The following is a 21,620-nucleotide window of genomic DNA, read 5'->3' as shown; positions in this document are numbered from 1 at the left end:
AGAAAAATAAGAAAAAGAAACGAGTGATTTCCCTTACAAAACGTTTTGTTATCTTACAGTTTTGTCATTTTTCTCATTAATGTATGATATTCTTCATCTTTTGCAAATTGGAACGTGAATGTTGTCCCTTCCCCTTCAGCCGATTGCACATACATTCCATGATGCAAATTATCGCAAATTTCCTTCGTAATATATAAACCCATTCCAGTCGCTTCTCTCGTTTTACGGCCATTTATTCCCGTAAAGAATGGATCAAATATACGTTTTACATCTTGCTCTGGAATACCAATTCCATTGTCCTTAATATGTAGTAACACCTTTTGATCTTTCTCTTCAATTTGAAATTGAATTTCCTTTTTCTCTGCTTCTGAAATTTTCGTATACTTAATTGCATTTACAACAATTTGCCCTATAGCAATACTTAGCCATTTTCTATCAGATGCAACCATACAAGTATCTTCATCAAACATTACTTTCGGAAATACCGACGATTGAATGAAAGATTTTCGATTTTCATTAATAATACCCCTGATGATATCTATCACATTTACTACTTCTACTTTATAATCTTTCGCAAATTGCTCTAACCTTGCCATATGTAACGCTAAATCTAAACCATTTAGTATACGATTATTTTCTTCACGAATACTTTCAACTGTTGCTCTTGCTTCACGATGCTCTTTACCAAACTTTTGCAATAGCAATTCTATAACCGATACTGGTGTTTTCATTTGATGAATCCATTGGTTCATAAATATCATTTGCTGTTGTTCTTTCGCATGTTGTTTATGAACTTCATTCATATATTGCTGTCTTAATAGCGTAAACGATTCAACAACCATCTCTTGCTCTGACGTATAAGAAGTATCAATAAGTAAAGAGTCGTGTAATGTATTTCCGCTAGCAACATATTTTTCGATTCTTTTTAAAAATACACTTCGTTTTCGATAATCGTAAATGAGGTATACAGTAAATACAACTGTCCCTAATAAAAGCCCATATAACCACGTACTCCAATCAATGGATCTTTTTTCTAAAAGACTTTGCAACTGCAAAACGAGCCCAAATAAACAAAGGCTAATAATATAAGAAAGAAGTAAAGAAAAACGGTCCATGAGGTAATTTTTAACCTTCATGCCCTTCGCCCCACTCTGTAAGAAGCGCATAACCATATCCGCGTTTCGTTACAATCGCATTTTGAATGCCTAGCTCCTCTAGTTTCTTCCTTACGCGTTTTACATTTACGGTTAATGTATTATCATCAACAAAAGCTACCTCGTCCCACAGGGCTTCTAACAGTTCTTCACGCGTTACATATTGATTTGCTTGTTTCATTAAACATTCTAATAAGTAAAATTCATTTTTTGTCAGCTCCGTTTGTTGCCCCTGCCACTCAACAATGTGCTGGGACGGAAATAACAACAGTCCATTTACACCTAAACAATCACTCTCAGCAACAGAGGCATACTCACCATAGCCACGGCGAAGTGCACTTTTCACCTTAGCCATTACAATATCTAAATGGAATGGCTTCGTAATGTAATCATCTCCGCCATTCTCGATCGCCATTACTTGATCCATTTCCCCTGTTCTTGCAGAAACAAAAATAATCGGCGCATTCGATACAGTACGAATTTGACGACACCAATAAAAACCATCAAAATATGGTAAATTAATATCCAGTAATACGAGATGAGGATTTATTTTCACGAACTCATCTTTTATATGACGTAAATCACTTGCTCTAAATGATTGATAGCCATACCTTTCTAAATGCTCCTCTAATATTCCCGCTATTTTTTCATCGTCTTCTACAATTAATATTTTATACATGTTCGTTTTCTCCCCATAAAAAATTCTTCCAAAGCCACTCCTTGTTCTATTATAAATTGAAAATTTAATTAGTGGGTATTTTTTCCTATATGAATCAGACATTTACAATAAAAAAAAAACTGCCATATTTCGGCAGTCTTAATCGATAAATTCAAATTGATATTCAAGAATTTTTACAATATCTCCGTCTACTGCACCACGTGCACGAAGGGCTTCATCAATACCCATTCCACGCATTTGACGAGCAAATCGGCGTACAGATTCATCACGTGAGAAGTCTGTCATTTTGAATGTTTTCTCAATATCATAACCAGAAATAACAAATGTGCCATCACTTTCGCGTGTAATTTCAAAATTAGATTCAGATTCAAATTTGTACATTACACTTGCTTCAGATTCTTCTACATCATCGTACATTGGGAATTCTGGTGTTGTTTCTAATAAGTTCGCTACTTCAAATAGTAAGTCACGTACACCTTGTTTCGTTACAGCTGAGATTGGGAAAATTTTCACTTCGTCTCCCAATTTTTCTTTAAATGCTTGTAAGTTTTCTTCTGCACCTGGCATATCCATTTTGTTTGCAACAACAACTTGTGGACGCTCAGTTAAACGCATATTGTATTCTTTTAGTTCACTATTGATTGTTACATAATCTTCATATGGCTCACGGCCTTCTAAACCAGACATATCGATAACGTGCACGATTACACGTGTACGCTCAATATGACGTAAGAATTGGTGTCCAAGTCCGACGCCGGCATGTGCACCTTCAATTAGTCCAGGAAGGTCAGCCATAACGAAGCTGCGGTTATCACCAGTTTCAACAACACCAAGATTCGGAACGATTGTTGTAAAGTGATACTCTGCAATTTTCGGACGCGCTGATGATACAACAGATAATAATGTAGATTTACCTACACTTGGGAATCCAACAAGTCCAACATCTGCTAGCACTTTAAGTTCTAGCGTGACATCACGTTCTTGACCTGGTTCACCGTTCTCAGCGATTTCTGGCGCTGGGTTCGTCGGTGTTGCGAAACGTGAGTTACCACGACCACCGCGGCCACCCTTTGCGATTACAGCTGTTTGTCCATGCGTTACTAAATCGGCAAGAATTTCACCTGTTTTTTCATCTTTTACTATTGTTCCCGGTGGAACCTTTACGATTAAATCTTCAGATTTACGACCATGCTGACCTTTACTCATTCCATGCTGACCACGATCAGCTTTGAAATGACGTTGGTAGCGGAAGTCCATTAATGTACGTAAGCCTTCCTCAACAACAAAAACAACATCTGCACCTTTACCACCGTCGCCACCTGCTGGGCCACCTTTAGGTACATACTTCTCACGACGATACGCAACCATTCCGTTACCACCGTCGCCGCCTTTTACATATATCTTGACCTGATCTACAAACATTATTTCACCACACTTTTTTCGATTGGTTGTAATATAACTGAGACTTCTTCGTCTCGTACTGTATAAGAAATGGAATACCATTTATTGTTTTGGTTCGCAAGCCAATTCTGTAGTTCTTCTACACTCGTTAGCTTACCACGAAAATCAAAAAAGAAACGAGCATTCTCCGCGTCACATTCAATTGTGATACAAACATAATTTTCAACATATACGTCTAAACTATGCTGAAGTATTGAGAAAAATTGATTCGTCCATATACATACAGTCTCATCTAAGTGAGATAAGTTATGTAATTTCCCTAATACTTCGTACTCCAATAAGCACGGCTGCTGTTTCCAATTATATGTTAAAATCCACTCTGAAAATAAAGGCATTGATAGCCCTATCAGATTGGATTCTTGTCTCGCTTCTTGGACAAAACGATCGATGAGCCTATGAATCTCTTCCACTTTTCCAAGGGAAAGGTTTCCTTTCACCATCTGCATACGATTGAGCCAATCATGTCTTGAATGACGCAATGCATCTATAATTGTCCATTTTTCATTCATTTAGATACCCCTTAATATAGAAAAACTCTAACCTGCACTCAGGTTAGAGTTTTCCGTGAGTTCTTATGCTTCTTGAGCAACAGGATATACGCTCACTTGTTTGCGGTCACGGCCAAGACGCTCAAAGCGTACTACGCCGTCAACTTTCGCGTATAAAGTGTCATCGCCACCACGACCAACGTTAACACCTGGATAAATTTTTGTACCGCGTTGACGGTAAAGAATTGAACCACCTGAAACCGTTTGACCATCTGCGCGTTTAGCACCAAGACGTTTTGACTGAGAGTCACGACCGTTCTTTGTACTACCTACACCTTTCTTAGATGCGAAAAACTGAAGATCTAATCTTAACATACGTTACACCTCCTGCACTTTTTCTATTAAACGGATATACTTTCCGTAATCAAGTTCGATCGTCTTAAGCGAAACAACCAATCCTTCTAAAAGCGTTTGTGCTTTTTCTGCTGCATGAACGTCTAAATCATTAGGCAATTCATACGTTAAGAATCCGCCATCACTTCCGAGTTCAATAGTTGCCTGCACATTACAAAGTTCTTCCACTGCATTTATAGAACCAAACACAACCGCTGTAGTTCCAGCACAGACAAGATCTTGTCCATGTGGCGCATAATCGGCATGTCCAGTCATTTTAAATGATTGGATACTTCCTAATTTCGTGCGACTTATCGTAATTTTAATCATGTTAACCTGGATTAAGCGTTGATAGCTTCAACAACTAGCTTAGTGTAAGGTTGACGATGACCTTGTTTCTTACGATTGTTCTTTTTCGCTTTGTATTTGAAAACGATGATTTTCTTAGCGCGACCTTGTTTTTCAACTTTCGCAGTAACTGTTGCACCTTCTACAACTGGGCTACCAACTTTAACGTTTTCGCCACCAACGAAAAGAACTTTGTCAAAAGTAACAGTTTCACCAGCTTCAACATCTAATTTTTCAATGTAGATTGCTTGACCAGCTTCAACTTTAATTTGTTTTCCACCTGTTTCGATAATTGCGTACATACTTGCACCTCCTCTTAATTACTAAGACTCGCCAAAAACGAGGTAGACATAAATGTCTTTAGGGAACCTGTCTTGTGCGGTTGTAGCATATAGCCGTTTAGGTGCTATAAACTATAACATAAAGATGTTATCATGAATCATAGACGGTTGTCAATAAATGTTCTGCTAACTATTTTTTCCGTTCTACAATTTCTGTTTTACTTCCAAAACGAATAATTGCGTACTTTTCGATCATATCATCTTTGAAATAAATTTCAAATGGAATATTTTTTTGTAATTCTTTTTGCAAAAATTGTTTTTGCAAATTTTTAGGCGCAGCGATTAATACTGCCTCATCCTCTATATTTCCATATGTGATTAGCTCTCTCTCTAACTCATACGCAATTGTTTCATATGACATTACATACCCCGTCGCTTTGCAAGGTACACACTCTTCTAGTAATACGTCGCGTAAAGAATGTTTCTTACGTTTACGTGTCATCTCCAAAATCCCTAACTCTGTAAAACCGAGCACTCTTGTATATGTGCGATCATTTTGCATAGCAGCCATCAGACATTCTCTTACCTTTTCTTTATCTTCTCTTCTTTTCATATTAATAAAATCAATTAATATCATACCACCGATATCACGCAGTCTTAATTGACGTGCAATCTCTTCAGCTGCCACTTCATTTGTACGAAGGACTGTATCTTGTAAATTCTGTTTTCCAGTAAACTTGCCCGTATTCACATCAATTACAGTCATCGTCTCCATTTGTTCCACAATTAAATAAGCACCATTCGGGAGCCACACAATTTTTTGAAGTGCTTTCTCGATCTCACGCTCTATTCCAAAATGGTTAAACATTGAAGATTTTTCATTATAAAAAGATACTTTTTCTTTTCCGACCTTTTCTTCTAATTCTTTTACTATACCTCTTGTATCTACAACTACTTTTTCAATCGTTTCAATCGGATTCTCTTGGAATACACGATCTAAAAAGGTCGCCGGTCGATGAAGTAGTAACGGTGCCTTTCCTTGCCCCTCTTTTCTTTTTAGCTCTTCATATAACTGCTGTAACCTTTGCATTTCAGCTTGTATTTCTTCAATTTCTCCTTTTTCAGAAGCAGAGCGGAAAATATAACCTCCTGTCCCTTCTACCTCAATTTGGAGTAGCTGTTGCCTTCTTTTATTATTTTTTATTTTTCGAGAAACCGCACGCATTTCATCATATGGCATATAAACGACATATTTCCCGGTAAATTCTATGTTTGCCGTCAATTTCGGCCCTTTCGTATCAATTGCCTCTTTCACAACTTGCACGAGTACCGCTTGCCCTTCATGTATACGATAAGAAGATGGTACATCATCGTATGAAAGGTACGCATGTTTTTCTAAACCGATGTTTACAAAAGCTGCGTTCATTCCAGCAATCGTTCTTACGATACGTCCAACATAAATATGCCCAACAATCTCTTGTTCTTCATTTCGTTTCCATAAAAACTCAACAATTTTTTTCTTCTCTTCAATTGCAACGCGTTTTTCCGATCCTGCATAGTTCATATATAACGTTTTCAAAATTCTTTCCTCACTTTATAATCTTCTTTGCTTTTACAATAATAAAAGGTTAGTGCTATCGTCAACACTAACCGATTAATTCTTCAACAGATGAAGTTGTTCGTTTTTCAGTAAAATACGCATAGAGTAATTCATTTTCATCCAATGTGTAATGTTCTTTATATTTTCCATGGACGATAATAGAGTGCTTATACCCTCTACGAAATTTTGTGAATATCTTATATAAATGATCTTCTGATTGCACTTCAATAGATGCAATCTTTTCAATTCCTCTTTTGTTCCCATAATAACGTTCCAATAAAAAACGCATAAAGGCATACTGTCTTTGTTTCCACTCTTGATATAACGACACCGCTAAAAATATGAGTAGTACCCACATCATAATATTGTTACTATTCCAAAGTAACTGCCACACTAGTATTACACTAAAAAAAACACATGATAATTTCATCATCTTTTCATGTGCTTGTAAATAAGGAAAACGATATGATAATACGTTAAACAATACTTTTCCACCGTCAAGCGGCCAAATAGGTAGTAAATTAAATGCTAAAATAATTATATTATTCCATATAAAGAAATAATATAAATCCGCACCCAGCCAACCAGCTTCAAACACTATATAACCTACCACCATCATCCAAATATGTTGTATAGGCCCTGCAATTACAACAACAAGTTCCTCTTTCAATGACTTATTCCCGTGTTCCTCAAGCTCAGCCACACCACCAAACGGTAAAAGTTGAATCTTTTTAATACGCCAATTGTAGTGTGCCGCCGCAAAGGCATGCCCAAGTTCATGGATAAGAACGATACAAAATAACAGTAGTAACTCTTTAAAACGTGCCGTAAAAATACCAATGACAATAATAACCCAAAACAACGGATGCACTGAAATCTTCGTTAAAACTTCTCTATATTTAATCAAATGAAATCACCTGAATCGGGTCAATAAATTTTTCATTCTTTTTTATCGCGAAATAAAACTTACCATTTTTATTATTTGCATCATTATTCACCGTTCCAATTTTTTGTTTCTTTGAAACGTAATCATATAATTTCACTGTCATGTCATTTAAATTCGCATACCACGATTCTGTTCCATCTGCATGCTGAATTTGAACCGTATTACCAAGTTCCTCTTTCTTACCTGCAAAAACAACTAGCCCTTCATTCACTGACTCAACAGTTGCATTTGTAGCTGTTTGAACAAATACACCTTGGCCATTTTTTTGAAACCCTTGCATTACCTTTCCAGAAGCAGGGATGGCATAATCTTTTTGCTGAATCGTTCCTTCTTTTTTCTCAGTAGGTGAATAAAATACGAGTGGTTTTCCAAACTGCTTTTCGTACCATTTCGCTACAGTAGCAAACTGAAATTCTTCTTTCATCACTTTTTCTGTAACAGCTTTCGCACCGTCAAAAGAAGAGGGTGCATTCTTATATAAAATAGCGACAGAAAGAACTAATATTGCTGATAACAAAACTTTGAAGAAAAATACTTCTTTTCGAAATAAAGGATGAATTTCCTTTTCTCCATCTTCAATAAATACTGTTTCACTATCAAAATTCCCTCCAGCAAAATACTGCTCTTCCTCCATCCTTTCTTGCTCTGCCTTCCTTTTCGCAATCCGTTTTTTAATTTCTTCTACACGTCTATTCTTCATACTGTCTCCTTTCTTTCGTTAAGCTAATTTACATAGAAACAGTTGTATACAGTTTGTACATATGTATGAGCTAGGAAAGGAAGATATTCGTGTGAAGAAAACAGAAAGCACTTCGCATATGCGCGAAGTGCCTTTAACGGATTCCAAAGAAGTTTTTCATCTTTGTAAATACCGATACCTTTTCTTGTCCAAATGCTTGCAATGGTACATTCTCACCCAACAAGCGTCTTGCAATATTACGATAAGCTAACGCTGCTTTTCCGCTCGGTTGCAACGCTACAGGTTCACCTGTATTTGTAGCACGAATAACTTCATCATCATCTTCGACAACACCAAGAAGCTCGATTGACAATGTACGTACGATTTCATCAACATCTAACATATCCTGTTCATGAAGCATATGACTACGCACACGGTTAATAACAAGTTTCGGTGGTTCAATATCCTCTTTTTCTAAAAGCCCGATAATACGATCCGCATCGCGCATTGAGGATACTTCTGGCGTCGTAACAACGATTGCTTTATCCGCACCAGCTACCGCGTTTTTAAATCCCTGCTCAATCCCCGCAGGACAATCAATTAATATGTAATCATAATCTTGACGTAATACTTGTATTAATTCATCCATTTGTTCAGGTGTTACCGCTGATTTATCACTCGTTTGTGCTGCAGGTAATAAATAAAGATCATCAAAACGTTTATCTTTAATAAGAGCCTGAGGTAAACGGCAACGCCCTTCAACGACATCAACAAGATCAAATACAATACGATTTTCCAGCCCCATTACTACGTCTAAGTTTCGAAGACCGATATCTGTGTCAATTAAGCACACTTTCTTTCCAGATAACGCCAGGGCTGTACCAATGTTCGCAGACGTTGTAGTTTTACCTACTCCGCCTTTTCCAGATGTAATTACTATTGCCTCTCCCACAGCTATACAATTCCCCTTTCTAACTTTGTTAAATTAGGTCTAAGATGAGTGAGAAGTTGCAGTCGATCGACAACAATGTGATTGTTCTCATTAATATACGCACATTCTGCCGCCTCCGCTCCGTCTTCTTTCTCTTCCGGAGCCCGCATTGCCACATCACTAATTCGAAGTTGCATCGGGTTCATATCAGATGCAGCGATTACAGCATCCGAATCCCCATAATACCCAGCATGCGCAATTCCTCTTAATGATCCTACGACAAAAATATTCCCCCCAGCGATAACCGTTCCGCCTGGATTAACATCTCCAATTAACAATAAATTTCCTTTTACATGTAAAACTTGTCCAGAGCGAACAATTTTGGAAATAGGGACAATTTCTGTTTCTTCTTTCCAAGCTATTGCTTCTGCTTTCGTTATAACATCACTTTCAATTGAATCCACAACAAGATTCTTTTTATTACGAATTAACGTACGAATCTCTTCTTGTTGGACTTCTGTTAAATAACGATTTCCCACTTTCACATGCACTTCAATTAAAGAGCGCCCATCACCATCATAGTAATGTGTAGAAAGCTTTTCATCCAGTTCCTCCAGTAATTCAGAGAATGAACAACAATCATCTAAATGAAGCGTTATTCCGTCTTTTGTCCCTTTTATTGTTACATTTTGTTGCTTTTTTTCTTCCACTAAAGTTCACCCCACCGATTCAATTCGACATAAAATTAGAAAATCCTTTTTTCTTTTTCTTCCATCGCTTTTGAAAGACGCACTAAATATCGTCTCAGTGGGAAACAAACTATCAATAAGAAAATTGCATTTAGCAATAAAGTAGACAGGAGACGATCTGTGAAAAAGACATACGCTGACATATGAGTACGTCCTAACAAAGTTAAAAATCCATACACATAATACTCTAGTGCTACAATACTAGCTAGTACAATAGAAGCAACAATAAATAAATTCAATTGTAGTATCTTCATCACACTATAAACTAAATAAGCTAAAATCGGATACGCAAATATATATATACCGACAAGTTCTGTGTATACGGTATCAAATAAGAAACCAAATAAGAGTCCGTAATAAATCCCTTGGACCGGACTATAGTACACAGTAATAAAACATAACACAATTATAAAGAAATGAGGTGCTGCTATACTGTCTTTCCAAAAAACCTCTGTTGGAACAATAGTAGCAAACATATTTTCAAATAGAAAAACAAAAAGGAGCAAAAGAGGAAGAGCTGCTCTTTTTAGAATCTTCATCATCTCTTCTCCCCCTCCTATTCTAATGGCGCTGAAGGCGTTGCACGTTTAGCAACCATAATATGCTCTACGTCATTCAAGTCAGCGGCCGGTTTTACATAAGCTGTTTTTGTTAAGCCGTATGGATCTGGCTGAACATCAACGATTGTTCCAATTACAAGACCTTTCGGGAAAATATCACCAAGTCCAGATGTTACTACTAGTTGATCTTTTTTCACGTCTGCATCAGAGCCGATCTTTGTGAAAAGAAGTAAGTGCTTTTCTTTGTCGTAACCTTCAATCAATCCGAAGATTTTCTCATCACCTTGTACGATAGCAGAAACACGATTTGTTCGGCTCATAGAACTTAGCAACTCTACTGATGATGTAAACTGAGATACACTTTTCACTCGTCCAACTAAACCTTGTGAAGTTACTACAGCCATATCTTTTTTAATTCCTTGCTGTGCTCCTTTATCAATTCCGATTAAATCGTACCATTTATCTGGATTACGAGAAACAACAGTAGATGGAATTTCAGTATATTGGCTATTCAACTCTTTTTTACCCGTTAACTCTTGTAACTTCTTGTTATCATCTTCTAATTGTTTTACTTTCCCTGATAGACCTGCATAATTATCTAATTTTGCTTTTAATTCTTTATTCTCTTCATACGTGCGCTTTACATCCTCTACATTTTCGAAGAATCCAGCTACGTATTTCGCTGGCTTTTGGAATACACGTTCTACAACACCGACAGTGTCTTTAACAAACTGCTCTGGCCATGTTAAACTGTTCCGTTCTTTCAATGAGATTCCAATCAATGCCACGAGAAGAATAATACTAACTAACAAAACAATTAATCTTTTGTTTAAGAAAAACTGTGGCACGTTCACACCCTCTTAATTTCATTGATTTTTATTTTGCAATATTATCGAGCAGCAGTTTTGAAAAGATCGATATTGTCTAATGCTTTACCTGTTCCAATTGCTACGCAATCTAATGGATCTTCTGCAACAAGGACTGGCATATTTGTTTCTTCACTAATCACTTTATCTAAGTTACGTAGTAATGCTCCGCCACCTGTTAATACGATACCACGGTCCATGATGTCTGCCGCTAATTCAGGTGGAGTTTTCTCTAACGTATTTTTAACAGATTCTACAATTGCATCTACTGTATCTTTTAATGCATCTGCAATTTCTTCTGGTTGAATTAGTACTGTTTTTGGTAAACCACTTACTAAATCACGACCACGAATTTCCATAGGCTCAATACCTTCTGGCTCGCCTGCAGAACCGATTTCTAATTTCAATGCTTCAGCTGTTCTTTCACCAATCATTAAGTTGTAGCTTTTCTTAATGTACTGAATGATTGAATCGTCCATATCATCACCAGCAACACGAACTGATTGACTTGTTACAATACCACCTAAAGAAATAATTGCAACTTCTGTTGTACCGCCACCGATATCAACAACCATGCTACCAGTTGGTTCCCAAACAGGTAAGTTTGCACCAATTGCTGCTGCAAATGGTTCTTCAATTGGATAAGCGTCACGAGCACCAGCTTGACGAGTCGCGTCAATTACTGCACGTCTTTCGACAGCTGTAATACCAGATGGTACACATACCATTACGTATGGTTTACGTGAGAAAAATCCATTTGATTTTTGAGCTTGTTGAATGTAATATTTCATCATTGTTGCTGTCGTTTCGTAATCAGCAATTACACCGTCTTTCATCGGGCGAAGTGCCACAACGTTTCCTGGTGTACGACCAATCATTTGTTTTGCATCGCTACCTACAGCAACGATTTGTTTCGTATCAGTTTGTAACGCTACTACTGAAGGTTCACGTAAAACTACACCTTTTCCTTTTACATATACAAGCGTGTTCGCAGTTCCTAAATCTATTCCAAGATCGCGAGTAAATCCACCAAATCCAAACATATTATTTATCTTCCTTTCTTGTTTTCACGGACTCATTTTTTCTTAATTTATATTATAAAAACAGTACGTTTTTTATATCTTTATCCTTTTTGTAGATAAATTTCTACAAAAAACTCATAAATCACATTATAAAACAAAATAAGTAAAAAGCATAGTCTTAAATATGACCTTTTTCCTTTAAACTCACGAATTTATGGTCGCCTATTATAATATGGTCAAGCACTTCAATTCCGATAATTCGGCCGCATTCTACTAAGCGTTTTGTTACTTCAATATCTTCTCGGCTCGGCGTGGGGTCTCCTGAGGGATGGTTATGAAGACATATGATAGAGGCTGCTGCACGGCGGAACGCTTCTTTAAATACTTCCCTTGGATGTACAATTGATGTGTTTAAGCTTCCAATGAAAATTGTTTGCCTATGTATAACTTGATTTTTTGTATTTAAATATAAACATACAAAATGCTCCTGCTGCAGGAAACGCATTTCTTCCATCATATATCTCGCGCAATCTTCTGGGCTTCGAATGCTATATCTATTTTGATATTCTAAACGCACCATTCTTCTACCGAGTTCAAAAGCAGCTATAAGCTGGGTTGCCTTCGCAACCCCAACACCATGTATACTGACAAGCTCTTCTAACGTTGCATCTTTCAACATACGTAAACCGTCAAAGTGATGTAAAATTTTATCTGATAACTTTAAAACTGTTTCTTCTTTAGAACCTGTTCTGAGTAACACTGCAAGAAGCTCCCGATTCGATAAACTTCCAGCTCCTTCTAACAATAAACGCTCCCGTGGCTGTTCTTCTTTGACAACATCACGAATACCGTTCATTTCTCCACCCCTTTTATTTGTTCTCTCAAAGAAAATCCCATGCAATTTTACGCATGGGTTACATCAATATTGAATTGTTTTAATTCTCGAACAAGACGGGAAATTGGTAACCCGACTACACTATAGTAGTCCCCTTGAATATGTTGAACAAAAATAGACCCTTTACCTTGAATCCCATAACTTCCTGCTTTATCAAGAGGCTCTTTCGATGCAACATATGCGTCAATTTCTTCTTCTGTTAATTCCCAAAACGTAACTTCTGTACGCTCGTAAAAAGTGACTGTTTTGTCTTTCGCTATAATTGCAACACCCGTATACACCTCATGTGTTTTCCCTGATAATAATTGCAACATTTCTTTCGCCTCAGCCTCATTAGAAGGCTTTCCAAGTATACGCGACTCATATGTAACAATTGTGTCTGCACCTAACACAATGTGATCACTATTCGTTTCTGCTACCGCAGATGCTTTTTGCAAAGCAAGTGACATAACAATATCAGAAGGTGAGGAATACGCACCAATCTTTTCTTCTACTTCACTTACAATAATTTCAAATGGCACACCAGCTAACTCAAGTAATTCCTTCCTGCGAGGTGACCCTGAAGCTAAAATAATTTTTTTCATATTTTCTCCTTCCTTTCTCACATGAAGCAGACTCATTTACAACAATCGTATCAAAGGAATAGTTTGTCCACAAATGAAAGAAATATTATCTTCTCTATATAAAATAATACCTCTTTACTAACATACAATTATATTTCTGCCATAGAGAAAGCACTTTACTATAAATTCAAAAGAAAAGAAAGAAGTACCTACACTTCTTCCCTCATCATTTCATTATCCTATTATTTCGCCTTTTGTGAAACAATTTTTTCATACGAAAGCATACCATCAATAATAACTTGATTTAGTTTCGCCAAAGATTCCTTATCATCTTTTCCGTCCTTCACTGTTTGCACAGCTACTGACGTATACATATACAATTTCTTCGCTTCTTCTTGCTTCATACTTTTCCCTTCTTTTTCAATCGCTTTCCACTCTTTTTCAATCGCCCCTATATCTTTCGCATTACTTTTTCCACTAGCTTGTACGCTGGAAGCATATTTTGCTAAATGAGTATATAATGGCTGTACTTTTGTTAAAAATGCCCCAACTTCTTTATCATCTTTAAGTAACGCTTTATCTGTTATATCCCAGTTCTTTTTCAATACGGAGACATTATCATTTTTATACTGCGTCATTAATTGATTTATGCCTTGTTCATCGCTAGCAATACCAACAACTAATGCATACTTATCACCGCTCGATTTTAAAGCTGCAACGCCTCCATTACCTTTCCACTCTTCAAGAGCGGCCTGTCCCTTTTCTTCGGAAGAATAAATCCCTCCTTGCACAAAAAATAATTTCATTGGATCTAATGACGTTCCTGTCTGTGCTTTTTGTTTTTCCTCTTTTGGTGCCGGTGTTTGTTCTGCCGTTCCGCCCACCTTTGATTCTTCATTTCGCATCTGCTTCGAAGCTGTTACTTCGCTTCCCCCTGTCGCACCTTGTCCTTTAAGTAACTGTAGCATTCCCATCCCAAAAGCCGTACCAATAACAATCGCAGTGGCAACGATTGCAATTAACGTATTGCTCCACTTCTTTCGTTTTTTTTCCTTAGACACCAATTTCGCTTTTTGAAACGGAACAACGTTTTTCGGTCTTTCACTTTCTACTACCATCCATTCAAATTCATCTTTCTTCTTCTCCTCATACTTCGCTTCTGTTCCATTCACTTTCACTGAGATCGTTCGTGATTGCTTGTCCATACACTCACACCTCACCTCTTATCGTTGTCCGCATCATATCATATTCATTTCACAAAAAAACGAGATATTTGTCAGAGGAATTCGCCAAATAACCCTATATATTTATCTTATATGTATGCATTTGACTTCATTTGTAGAACAAAAAAACTAGATAGCAAAGACTATCTAGTTTTTCTCGCGAATATATTTTCGAACTTCCGAAATGAAATAAAGAGAACCTGTTATGATAAAAACATCATTTTCTCCAATCATTTCAACCTTCGTATCAATTGCCTCTTTCCAATTTTCAAAAACTAGTTTTGACTCTTTCTTTGAATACGATGCAAGCTTGTCAGCAGAAATAGCACGATCAAAGGCGAATGTTGTAAAAATAATTTCATCGGCAATGGTTTCTAATTGATCTACCATATTATGCAATTGTTTATCACCTAGGGCAGTAAATAAAACTATTACATTTTTATCTTTGTAATGTGATTCTACTGTTTTCACAAGACTTTCGATACCTTCTGGGTTATGGGCACCATCTATAATAATATCTGGATTGCTTTGCAGTTTTTCAAATCGACCAATCCAATACGCTTCCTGTAATCCAGTTCTTATTTCTACTTCCTCAATTAAAAATGATAAGTATGTTTTGACATACATGACTGCCATAAGTGCAAGTGCTGCGTTTCCTACTTGGTGAACACCTTTCATTGAGATTCGCACATCTTCAAAAGTGGCGAAAGGACAAGTGAAATCGAACCGTTCTCCATCTTCGCCAGACTGTTTATGTAACGCTGTAAAATGCTTGCCCATCTCGTATAAGTTTGCATGATTTTCCTTTGCAACTTTTTGAATGACTTGCAATGCTTCCTCATCTTGTACACCAGTAATAACCGGAACACCAGACTTAATAATCCCCGCCTTTTCATATGCAATTTCTCCTAGTGTATTCCCTAAAATATGCATATGATCGTGGCCGATATTTGTAATAATCGTGAGAACAGGATGAATAACATTCGTAGAATCAAAGCGCCCTCCAAGCCCTGTTTCAAATAAAACAACATCACAGAAATTAACTTTACCGAAATAACAAATTGCCATAACAGTAATAATTTCAAACTCAGTCGCTTCCCCTAAATCCGTCCCATCTAGTTTTTCAACGACTGGCTTTACCATCTTTACAAGTTCAGTAATCTCTTCATCTGCAATTGGTGTCCCGTTCACACTAATACGTTCGTTAAATGTTTCAATATATGGAGAGGTAAATGTTCCTACCTTATATTTTGCATCTTCTAACATGTAGCGCATATATGTTAACGTTGAACCTTTTCCATTTGTACCAGCAAGATGAACACATTTTATGTGACGCTCTGGATTTCCGAGCTCTTCTAGCATCCATTTCATTCTTTCTAATCCCGGTTTAATACCAAACTTCAATCGGCTATGAATCCACCCTATCGCTTCTTCGTATGTATGTATCACGTATGCTTTCCCCTTTCAAAAGACAACCTTCATACCCCTATTATACGCAAAGAAAAGAGACTCACCAATATAGTGAGCCTCTAAAAAATATTTTACTTTTCAAGATCTGCTAGACGTTGGCGAACTGCTTCACGTTTTTCTAGGTAGTCTTGCTCTTTCGCACGCTCTCCATCAATAACTGCTGCAGGAGCTTTCGCTACGAAACCTTGGTTTGCAAGTTTCTTCTGTACACGTTCTACTTCTTTGTCGAACTTCTCAAATTCTTTCTCAAGACGTGCTCTCTCTTCATCAAGATTGATAAGATCAGCTAACGGTAAGAATAACTCTGCACCTGATACGATTGCAGTCATTGCTTTTTCTGGTGCTTGTAAATCCGTTTGAATTATTAATTCGCTTGGGTTACAGAAACGCTCAATGTAAGAGCTGTTTTTCGTAAGTTGAGCAAGTACAGCCTCATCTTTTGCTTTAATTTGCATTTGAACTTTTTTGCTCATTGGCGTATTAACTTCTGCACGGATGTTACGAACAGAGCGAATGATATCAACTAGAAGGTGCATTTCTGCCGCAGCTTCTGTATCTTGTAAATCTTCACGAACTGTTGGCCATGCTGCTACTGTAATAGATTCGCCTTCATGCGGTAAATGTTGCCAAATCTTCTCTGTTACGAATGGCATGAATGGGTGTAATAGACGCATTGTTTGGTCTAATACGTAAGCTAAAATAGAACGAGTTGTTTTCTTAGCTGCTTCATCTTCACCGTATAGTGGAAGTTTCGCCATTTCAATGTACCAGTCACAGAAATCGTCCCAAATGAAGTTGTATAATGAACGACCAGCTTCACCGAACTCATATTTATCCATGTTACGCGTTACGCTTTCGATTGTTTCGTTTAAGCGAGTTAAAATCCACTTATCCGCAACTGATTTTTCACCAGTTAAATCGATTTCTTCATACTTCATATCATCCATGTTCATTAATACGAAACGTGATGCGTTCCAAATTTTATTAATGAAGTTCCAAGTAGACTCTACTTTTTCCATACTGAAACGTAAATCTTGACCTGGTGCGCTTCCTGTTGATAAGAAATAGCGCATTGCATCTGCACCGTACTTCTCGATAACATCCATTGGATCAATACCGTTACCAAGAGATTTACTCATTTTACGTCCTTGCTCATCACGAACTAAACCGTGAATTAATACATCTTTAAATGGACGCTCGCCTGTAAACTCTAAACCTTGGAAAATCATACGAGATACCCAGAAGAAGATGATGTCATACCCCGTTACTAATGCATCTGTTGAATAATAACGTTTAAAGTCTGCTGAATCTTCATCCGGCCAGCCAAGTGTTGAGAACGGCCATAACGCTGAACTGAACCATGTATCAAGTACGTCGTTATCTTGATTCCAGTTTTCAATATCTGCTGGTGCATCTGTACCTACGTATACTTCACCAGTTTCTTTATGATACCAAGCTGGAATACGGTGTCCCCACCATAATTGACGAGAAATACACCAGTCGTGAATGTTTTCCATCCAGCGTAAGTATGTGTTTTCAAAACGTTCTGGTACGAACGTTACTTTCTCTTCTTCTTTTTGTTGAAGCTCTACTGCCTTCTCAGCAAGTGGAGCCATTTTTACGAACCATTGTGTTGATAAGTAAGGCTCAACAACTGCACCACTACGCTCACTATGACCTACTGAATGCATATGAGGCTCGATTTCTACTAATACGCCCGCTTCTTGTAAGTCCTTCACTAACGCTTTACGGCATTCGAAACGATCCATACCGTTATACTTACCAGCTTTTTCGTTCATTGATCCATCTTCGTTCATTACTAAGATACGTGGTAAGTCATGACGGTTACCTACTTCAAAGTCATTCGGGTCATGAGCTGGTGTAATTTTTACAACGCCTGTTCCGAAATCTTTTTCTACGTACTCATCAGCAATAATCGGAATCTCACGGCCTACGATTGGAAGTGTAACTGTTTTCCCGATTAAATGTTTGTAACGATCGTCTTCTGGATGAACTGCTACTGCTGTATCACCAAGCATCGTTTCTGGACGAGTAGTAGCAAGACGAATATGACCAGAACCATCTGTTAACGGATAGTTCATATGGTAGAATGCACCTTGAACTTCTTTATGAATTACTTCAATATCAGAAAGAGCTGTGCGTGTTGCTGGGTCCCAGTTGATAATATATTCACCGCGGTAAATTAAGCCTTTTTCGTATAATTGAACGAATACTTTATTAACCGCATCAGATAAACCTTCGTCTAATGTGAAACGTTCACGAGAATAGTCTAATCCTAAACCAACTTTCCCCCATTGTTGACGAATGTGAGACGCGTATTCCTCTTTCCATTCCCAAGCTTTTTCAAGGAATTTCTCACGGCCAAGATCGTAACGTGAAATACCTTCTTCACGAAGTTTCCCTTCTACTTTTGCTTGTGTTGCGATACCCGCATGGTCCATTCCTGGAAGCCATAATACATCGTAACCTTGCATACGCTTCGTACGAGTTAAAATATCTTGAAGAGTTGTATCCCAAGCATGACCTAAGTGTAACTTACCAGTTACGTTCGGAGGTGGAATTACAATTGTGTATGGTTGTTTCTTCTCATCTCCTGTTGCTTCGAAATATTTGCCTTCAAGCCACCATTGATAAAGGCCTTCTTCAACGGACATATGATCATATTTAGTTGGTAAATTCTTTTCCGTGTTTGACATTATTTTCCCTCCTTAAAATAAAAAATGCCCCTCATCCAAAAAAGGACGAGGGACATCGCGGTACCACCTTTATTTACAAACAAATTCAGGAATTTGCTTATACTCTTAATTTGATAACGGACAAATCCGTCTTTTCCTAATGAGAACTATTCCGTTCAGAAAAGATGCTCCAGGGCTACCTTCTAACATAACTATCTAGAGAATCTCCCAGCTAATGATTCTCCTCTCTGAAGACGTTTCTTGTTATACTCTTCCCCTTCAAGGCATTTATATGATTGTTAATTATTATATACAATAGTGTAAAAAACGAAACCCTATTCGTCAAGATAAATTTAATACTACGGCTTTTTGGGCAAAAAAAGAAGATAAGTAGCATCCTCTACTTATCTTCTTTCTCCCGCTATTTGCGGGCAGTAAGACCCCATCACTTTATCCGCTCCCTTGCTGAGCAGCTTGTAATTGCGAAAGGAAATATTCTATATTGCTAACGAGCCAATGCGATTGTTGTAAGCTCTTTACTCCGAGCAGTTCATTTTCCTCATTGCGACTCTCTCTTCTTTTCTTATAAGACTGGATTTGCCGAATAAATTGCGATGGATACGTCATATATGCAAACATGAGTAGTTGCTCTTCTTTCGTAAAAGGGAAATTTTTTTGGTACATTTGATACCATTCAAACCGATCACTTCGCGCAATTGGATACGTATTTAAAGACCGAGAATAAAACCCTACTATATCTTGCACCGGTGTGGCAAACTTAGATTTTTCTAAACTAATAAAATAGCCATTCCGTTCATAATCAAATAAGAAATGATTAAGCGATACGTTACCATGTACAAAAGTAATACGTGTTTTTTCTTTTTCTTTCATCGCATCGTTCCACTCAGTTAATTGCTTCATTGCAAACTCACGCGCCCTCATTACATGATGATAGTACGTACAATATTGCAATTCAAACGGAGACATATACCACTTCGCTTCAGATTCTACGAGAAACTCTTCTAACATCTCACCATCATTCTCCCAGCGATCGGATATATTTGTATAATGTTTTTCTAAATCTTCTTCTGTATACGTTTCTTCTTTCACCGTTTTTTGATGTAACGTCCCGAGAGTTTGAAACATTTTATGGTATTGATCATTATCCTCGCCATTGCCTTCCGCACGTTCTAACCAAGGCATTAAATAATAATTATACGTCCCGTCACTTAAAATATAATTTCCATCCGTCGCATGGTATATAGGTACATAATTTGAAAAACCGTTCTCCTTCAAATATTGAATATGGTGCAAAAAGTTATTCCTCTCTAATTTCCCGTCTTCTATTTTCTTGAGCGCATACGGACCTTGATTCGTGTAAATTTTCGTTACACTTCCGTGCTCTTCCATATGCTGTGTATCCAATCTATATTGCCTTACAATGGGTTCATAGCGATTTCGTAATTCAATATCCATACGAATAACCCTTTCTATTCAAAACATTGCCTTTAGGAAAATAAGTGAGTGAAAACACTCACTTATTTCGCTTTTGCCCTTGAAACAGGAATATAAATAATTTGTCCCGCAGTTAAATATATATCTTCTGTTTGATTGACACGATATAAGTTTTGTACAGACGTTTCATAACGGTCTGCAACAGATTCGATTGTATCCCCTTCTTGCACGAAATACATTCTTAACTTTGTAAATTCTTCTTCCGGTTCTTTCGTAAATATTTTCGTTAAATAAAGTGCATTTTCATCTCGCTGTGAATACGCTTCTTCTTGCTCTTCTTGTTTTTTCGCTTTTTCTTTCTTGAAATCTTTTCTTCCGAACAATTCAAATTGTGGCGTTGATTCTTTCTCCTCTTCACGCTCCACAAATTCATGTTCTTCTATTTCCTCTTCCTCTACTTCCTGCTCTTTTCTTTCCTCTAGTTGAAACGGTTCAAATGCGTAATCTTCCCACTCATCTGATTCCTTATAGACTGGTTCTTCTACGTGCATGGCGGGTCTATTTTCATCTTCTTGTGCGGAATCAGCCTCTAACTCAGCATACGCTGTTTCTTCCTCTTCATCCTCGATTCTTTCTTCATCACATAAACCAGTGATAGATATATCCGCTAATAATTGTAAGCAACCATTTTCCTTTAATTCATAATCAAATTCCTCAATAGATACATATAGTTCTTCAATTACTTTCACACGGTTTCTCGGAATTGATATTTCAAGCGGAAAGGAATGAACAAGTTCATTAACCCCATCTTCCCTTGTTTCTACATAATCAATCGACTTCGCTGGCGATAAATCTCTTAATGAATAAGCCGAATCATCTTGCCGCGCAACATACTCTCCCGTTAAATCTAATTGCCCTCTCACGATAACTTCATGATCAAGCTCTTCTATCTCAACGTCTGGATCTAACGAAATTGACAAAAGTTCTTCGACTTCCTGTCCTTTTTGGAACCAAACAGATTCTTTTAATGAAAAACGTAATGAATGATCTGTTGCCACTTCTTTTCCCCCTCCCAAACTATATGTCATTACAGATTTATGTATGGAAAGCTGACTTTATGAATAAAAAAAATCGCTCCCCTTATGGAGAGCGATTTTCTTT

22 protein-coding genes and 2 other annotated features are annotated in these 21,620 nt (G+C 37.3%); all 22 genes read right to left on the bottom strand.

Annotated elements, in window-relative coordinates:
• Positions 1 to 53 precede the first annotated feature (53 nt).
• Complete coding sequence (locus DT250_RS23945) at positions 54 to 1,136, bottom strand: HAMP domain-containing histidine kinase (RefSeq protein ID WP_046956287.1); 1,083 nt, start codon at positions 1,134 to 1,136, stop codon at positions 54 to 56.
• Positions 1,126 to 1,833 carry a response regulator transcription factor gene (locus tag DT250_RS23940; RefSeq protein WP_000276710.1) on the bottom strand — a complete coding sequence of 236 codons (708 nt, stop codon included), beginning with the start codon at positions 1,831 to 1,833 and terminating at the stop codon, positions 1,126 to 1,128. The genes DT250_RS23945 and DT250_RS23940 overlap by 11 nt, the downstream gene beginning before the upstream one ends.
• 138 nt (positions 1,834 to 1,971) lie before the next feature.
• Positions 1,972 to 3,255: a GTPase ObgE gene (gene obgE, locus DT250_RS23935; protein WP_000497119.1), complete on the bottom strand. Its 1,284-nt coding sequence runs from the start codon at positions 3,253 to 3,255 to the stop codon at positions 1,972 to 1,974.
• Positions 3,255 to 3,803 (bottom strand): sporulation initiation phosphotransferase B, encoded by a 549-nt coding sequence (locus tag DT250_RS23930; protein ID WP_149213782.1) that lies wholly within the window; start codon positions 3,801 to 3,803, stop codon positions 3,255 to 3,257. Before DT250_RS23930 ends, obgE begins: the two co-directional genes overlap by 1 nt.
• A gap of 63 nt (positions 3,804 to 3,866) precedes the next feature.
• Positions 3,867 to 4,157: a 50S ribosomal protein L27 gene (gene rpmA / locus DT250_RS23925; protein WP_000944957.1), complete on the bottom strand. Its 291-nt coding sequence runs from the start codon at positions 4,155 to 4,157 to the stop codon at positions 3,867 to 3,869.
• A 3-nt stretch (positions 4,158 to 4,160) separates the two neighbouring features.
• A complete protein-coding gene (locus DT250_RS23920; protein WP_001973720.1) occupies positions 4,161 to 4,505 on the bottom strand; it encodes a ribosomal-processing cysteine protease Prp in 345 nt (114 codons plus the stop codon).
• A gap of 11 nt (positions 4,506 to 4,516) precedes the next feature.
• Positions 4,517 to 4,825 (bottom strand): 50S ribosomal protein L21, encoded by a 309-nt coding sequence (rplU, locus tag DT250_RS23915; RefSeq protein ID WP_000270907.1) that lies wholly within the window; start codon positions 4,823 to 4,825, stop codon positions 4,517 to 4,519.
• A 14-nt stretch (positions 4,826 to 4,839) separates the two neighbouring features.
• Positions 4,840 to 4,917 (bottom strand) — a sequence feature (ribosomal protein L21 leader region).
• Positions 4,918 to 4,994: 77 nt separating this feature from the next.
• The gene (locus tag DT250_RS23910) at positions 4,995 to 6,383 is read right to left on the bottom strand and encodes an Rne/Rng family ribonuclease (protein ID WP_098230317.1); all 1,389 of its coding nucleotides are present in this window, start codon (positions 6,381 to 6,383) and stop codon (positions 4,995 to 4,997) included.
• A gap of 67 nt (positions 6,384 to 6,450) precedes the next feature.
• Positions 6,451 to 7,311: a stage IV sporulation intramembrane metalloprotease SpoIVFB gene (gene spoIVFB, locus DT250_RS23905; RefSeq protein ID WP_098096651.1), complete on the bottom strand. Its 861-nt coding sequence runs from the start codon at positions 7,309 to 7,311 to the stop codon at positions 6,451 to 6,453.
• Entirely contained in the window at positions 7,304 to 8,050 is a 747-nt protein-coding gene (gene spoIVFA / locus DT250_RS23900) for a stage IV sporulation protein SpoIVFA (protein WP_097889237.1), read from the bottom strand. Before spoIVFA ends, spoIVFB begins: the two co-directional genes overlap by 8 nt.
• 133 nt (positions 8,051 to 8,183) lie before the next feature.
• On the bottom strand, positions 8,184 to 8,981 hold the full coding sequence (minD, locus tag DT250_RS23895; protein ID WP_000503312.1) for a septum site-determining protein MinD: 798 nt from the start codon (positions 8,979 to 8,981) through the stop codon (positions 8,184 to 8,186).
• Positions 8,982 to 8,983: 2 nt separating this feature from the next.
• Positions 8,984 to 9,670, bottom strand: a complete 687-nt coding sequence (minC, locus tag DT250_RS23890) for a septum site-determining protein MinC (RefSeq protein ID WP_000391511.1) — start codon at positions 9,668 to 9,670, stop codon at positions 8,984 to 8,986.
• A gap of 35 nt (positions 9,671 to 9,705) precedes the next feature.
• Entirely contained in the window at positions 9,706 to 10,251 is a 546-nt protein-coding gene (gene mreD / locus DT250_RS23885; protein ID WP_000975757.1) for a rod shape-determining protein MreD, read from the bottom strand.
• Between the two features lie 14 nt (positions 10,252 to 10,265).
• Entirely contained in the window at positions 10,266 to 11,117 is an 852-nt protein-coding gene (mreC, locus tag DT250_RS23880; protein WP_088064479.1) for a rod shape-determining protein MreC, read from the bottom strand.
• A gap of 41 nt (positions 11,118 to 11,158) precedes the next feature.
• Positions 11,159 to 12,178 carry a cell shape-determining protein MreB gene (mreB, locus tag DT250_RS23875; RefSeq protein WP_000466737.1) on the bottom strand — a complete coding sequence of 340 codons (1,020 nt, stop codon included), beginning with the start codon at positions 12,176 to 12,178 and terminating at the stop codon, positions 11,159 to 11,161.
• Between the two features lie 157 nt (positions 12,179 to 12,335).
• Complete coding sequence (gene radC / locus DT250_RS23870) at positions 12,336 to 13,013, bottom strand: DNA repair protein RadC (protein ID WP_087957065.1); 678 nt, start codon at positions 13,011 to 13,013, stop codon at positions 12,336 to 12,338.
• Positions 13,014 to 13,060: 47 nt separating this feature from the next.
• Positions 13,061 to 13,636: a Maf family protein gene (locus DT250_RS23865; RefSeq protein ID WP_097889236.1), complete on the bottom strand. Its 576-nt coding sequence runs from the start codon at positions 13,634 to 13,636 to the stop codon at positions 13,061 to 13,063.
• Positions 13,637 to 13,857: 221 nt separating this feature from the next.
• A complete protein-coding gene (locus tag DT250_RS23860; protein WP_088064507.1) occupies positions 13,858 to 14,820 on the bottom strand; it encodes a stage II sporulation protein B in 963 nt (320 codons plus the stop codon).
• 165 nt (positions 14,821 to 14,985) lie between these two features.
• Complete coding sequence (locus DT250_RS23855) at positions 14,986 to 16,287, bottom strand: bifunctional folylpolyglutamate synthase/dihydrofolate synthase (RefSeq protein ID WP_088609688.1); 1,302 nt, start codon at positions 16,285 to 16,287, stop codon at positions 14,986 to 14,988.
• Positions 16,288 to 16,379: 92 nt separating this feature from the next.
• A complete protein-coding gene (locus DT250_RS23850) occupies positions 16,380 to 19,025 on the bottom strand; it encodes a valine--tRNA ligase (protein ID WP_149213781.1) in 2,646 nt (881 codons plus the stop codon).
• Between the two features lie 38 nt (positions 19,026 to 19,063).
• Positions 19,064 to 19,296 (bottom strand) — a binding site (T-box leader).
• Positions 19,297 to 19,454: 158 nt separating this feature from the next.
• Positions 19,455 to 20,480 carry a spore coat protein YsxE gene (gene ysxE, locus DT250_RS23845; RefSeq protein WP_088064510.1) on the bottom strand — a complete coding sequence of 342 codons (1,026 nt, stop codon included), beginning with the start codon at positions 20,478 to 20,480 and terminating at the stop codon, positions 19,455 to 19,457.
• A 62-nt stretch (positions 20,481 to 20,542) separates the two neighbouring features.
• Entirely contained in the window at positions 20,543 to 21,547 is a 1,005-nt protein-coding gene (spoVID, locus tag DT250_RS23840) for a stage VI sporulation protein D (RefSeq protein ID WP_149213780.1), read from the bottom strand.
• Positions 21,548 to 21,620: the final 73 nt, after the last annotated feature.

It is taken from the genome of Bacillus sp. AR2-1, from assembly GCF_008368755.1.
Classification (GTDB): Bacteria; Bacillota; Bacilli; order Bacillales; family Bacillaceae_G; genus Bacillus_A; species Bacillus_A wiedmannii.
The sequence above is the reverse complement of the archived record's forward strand: the minus strand, read 5'-3'. Positions and strand labels throughout refer to the sequence as shown.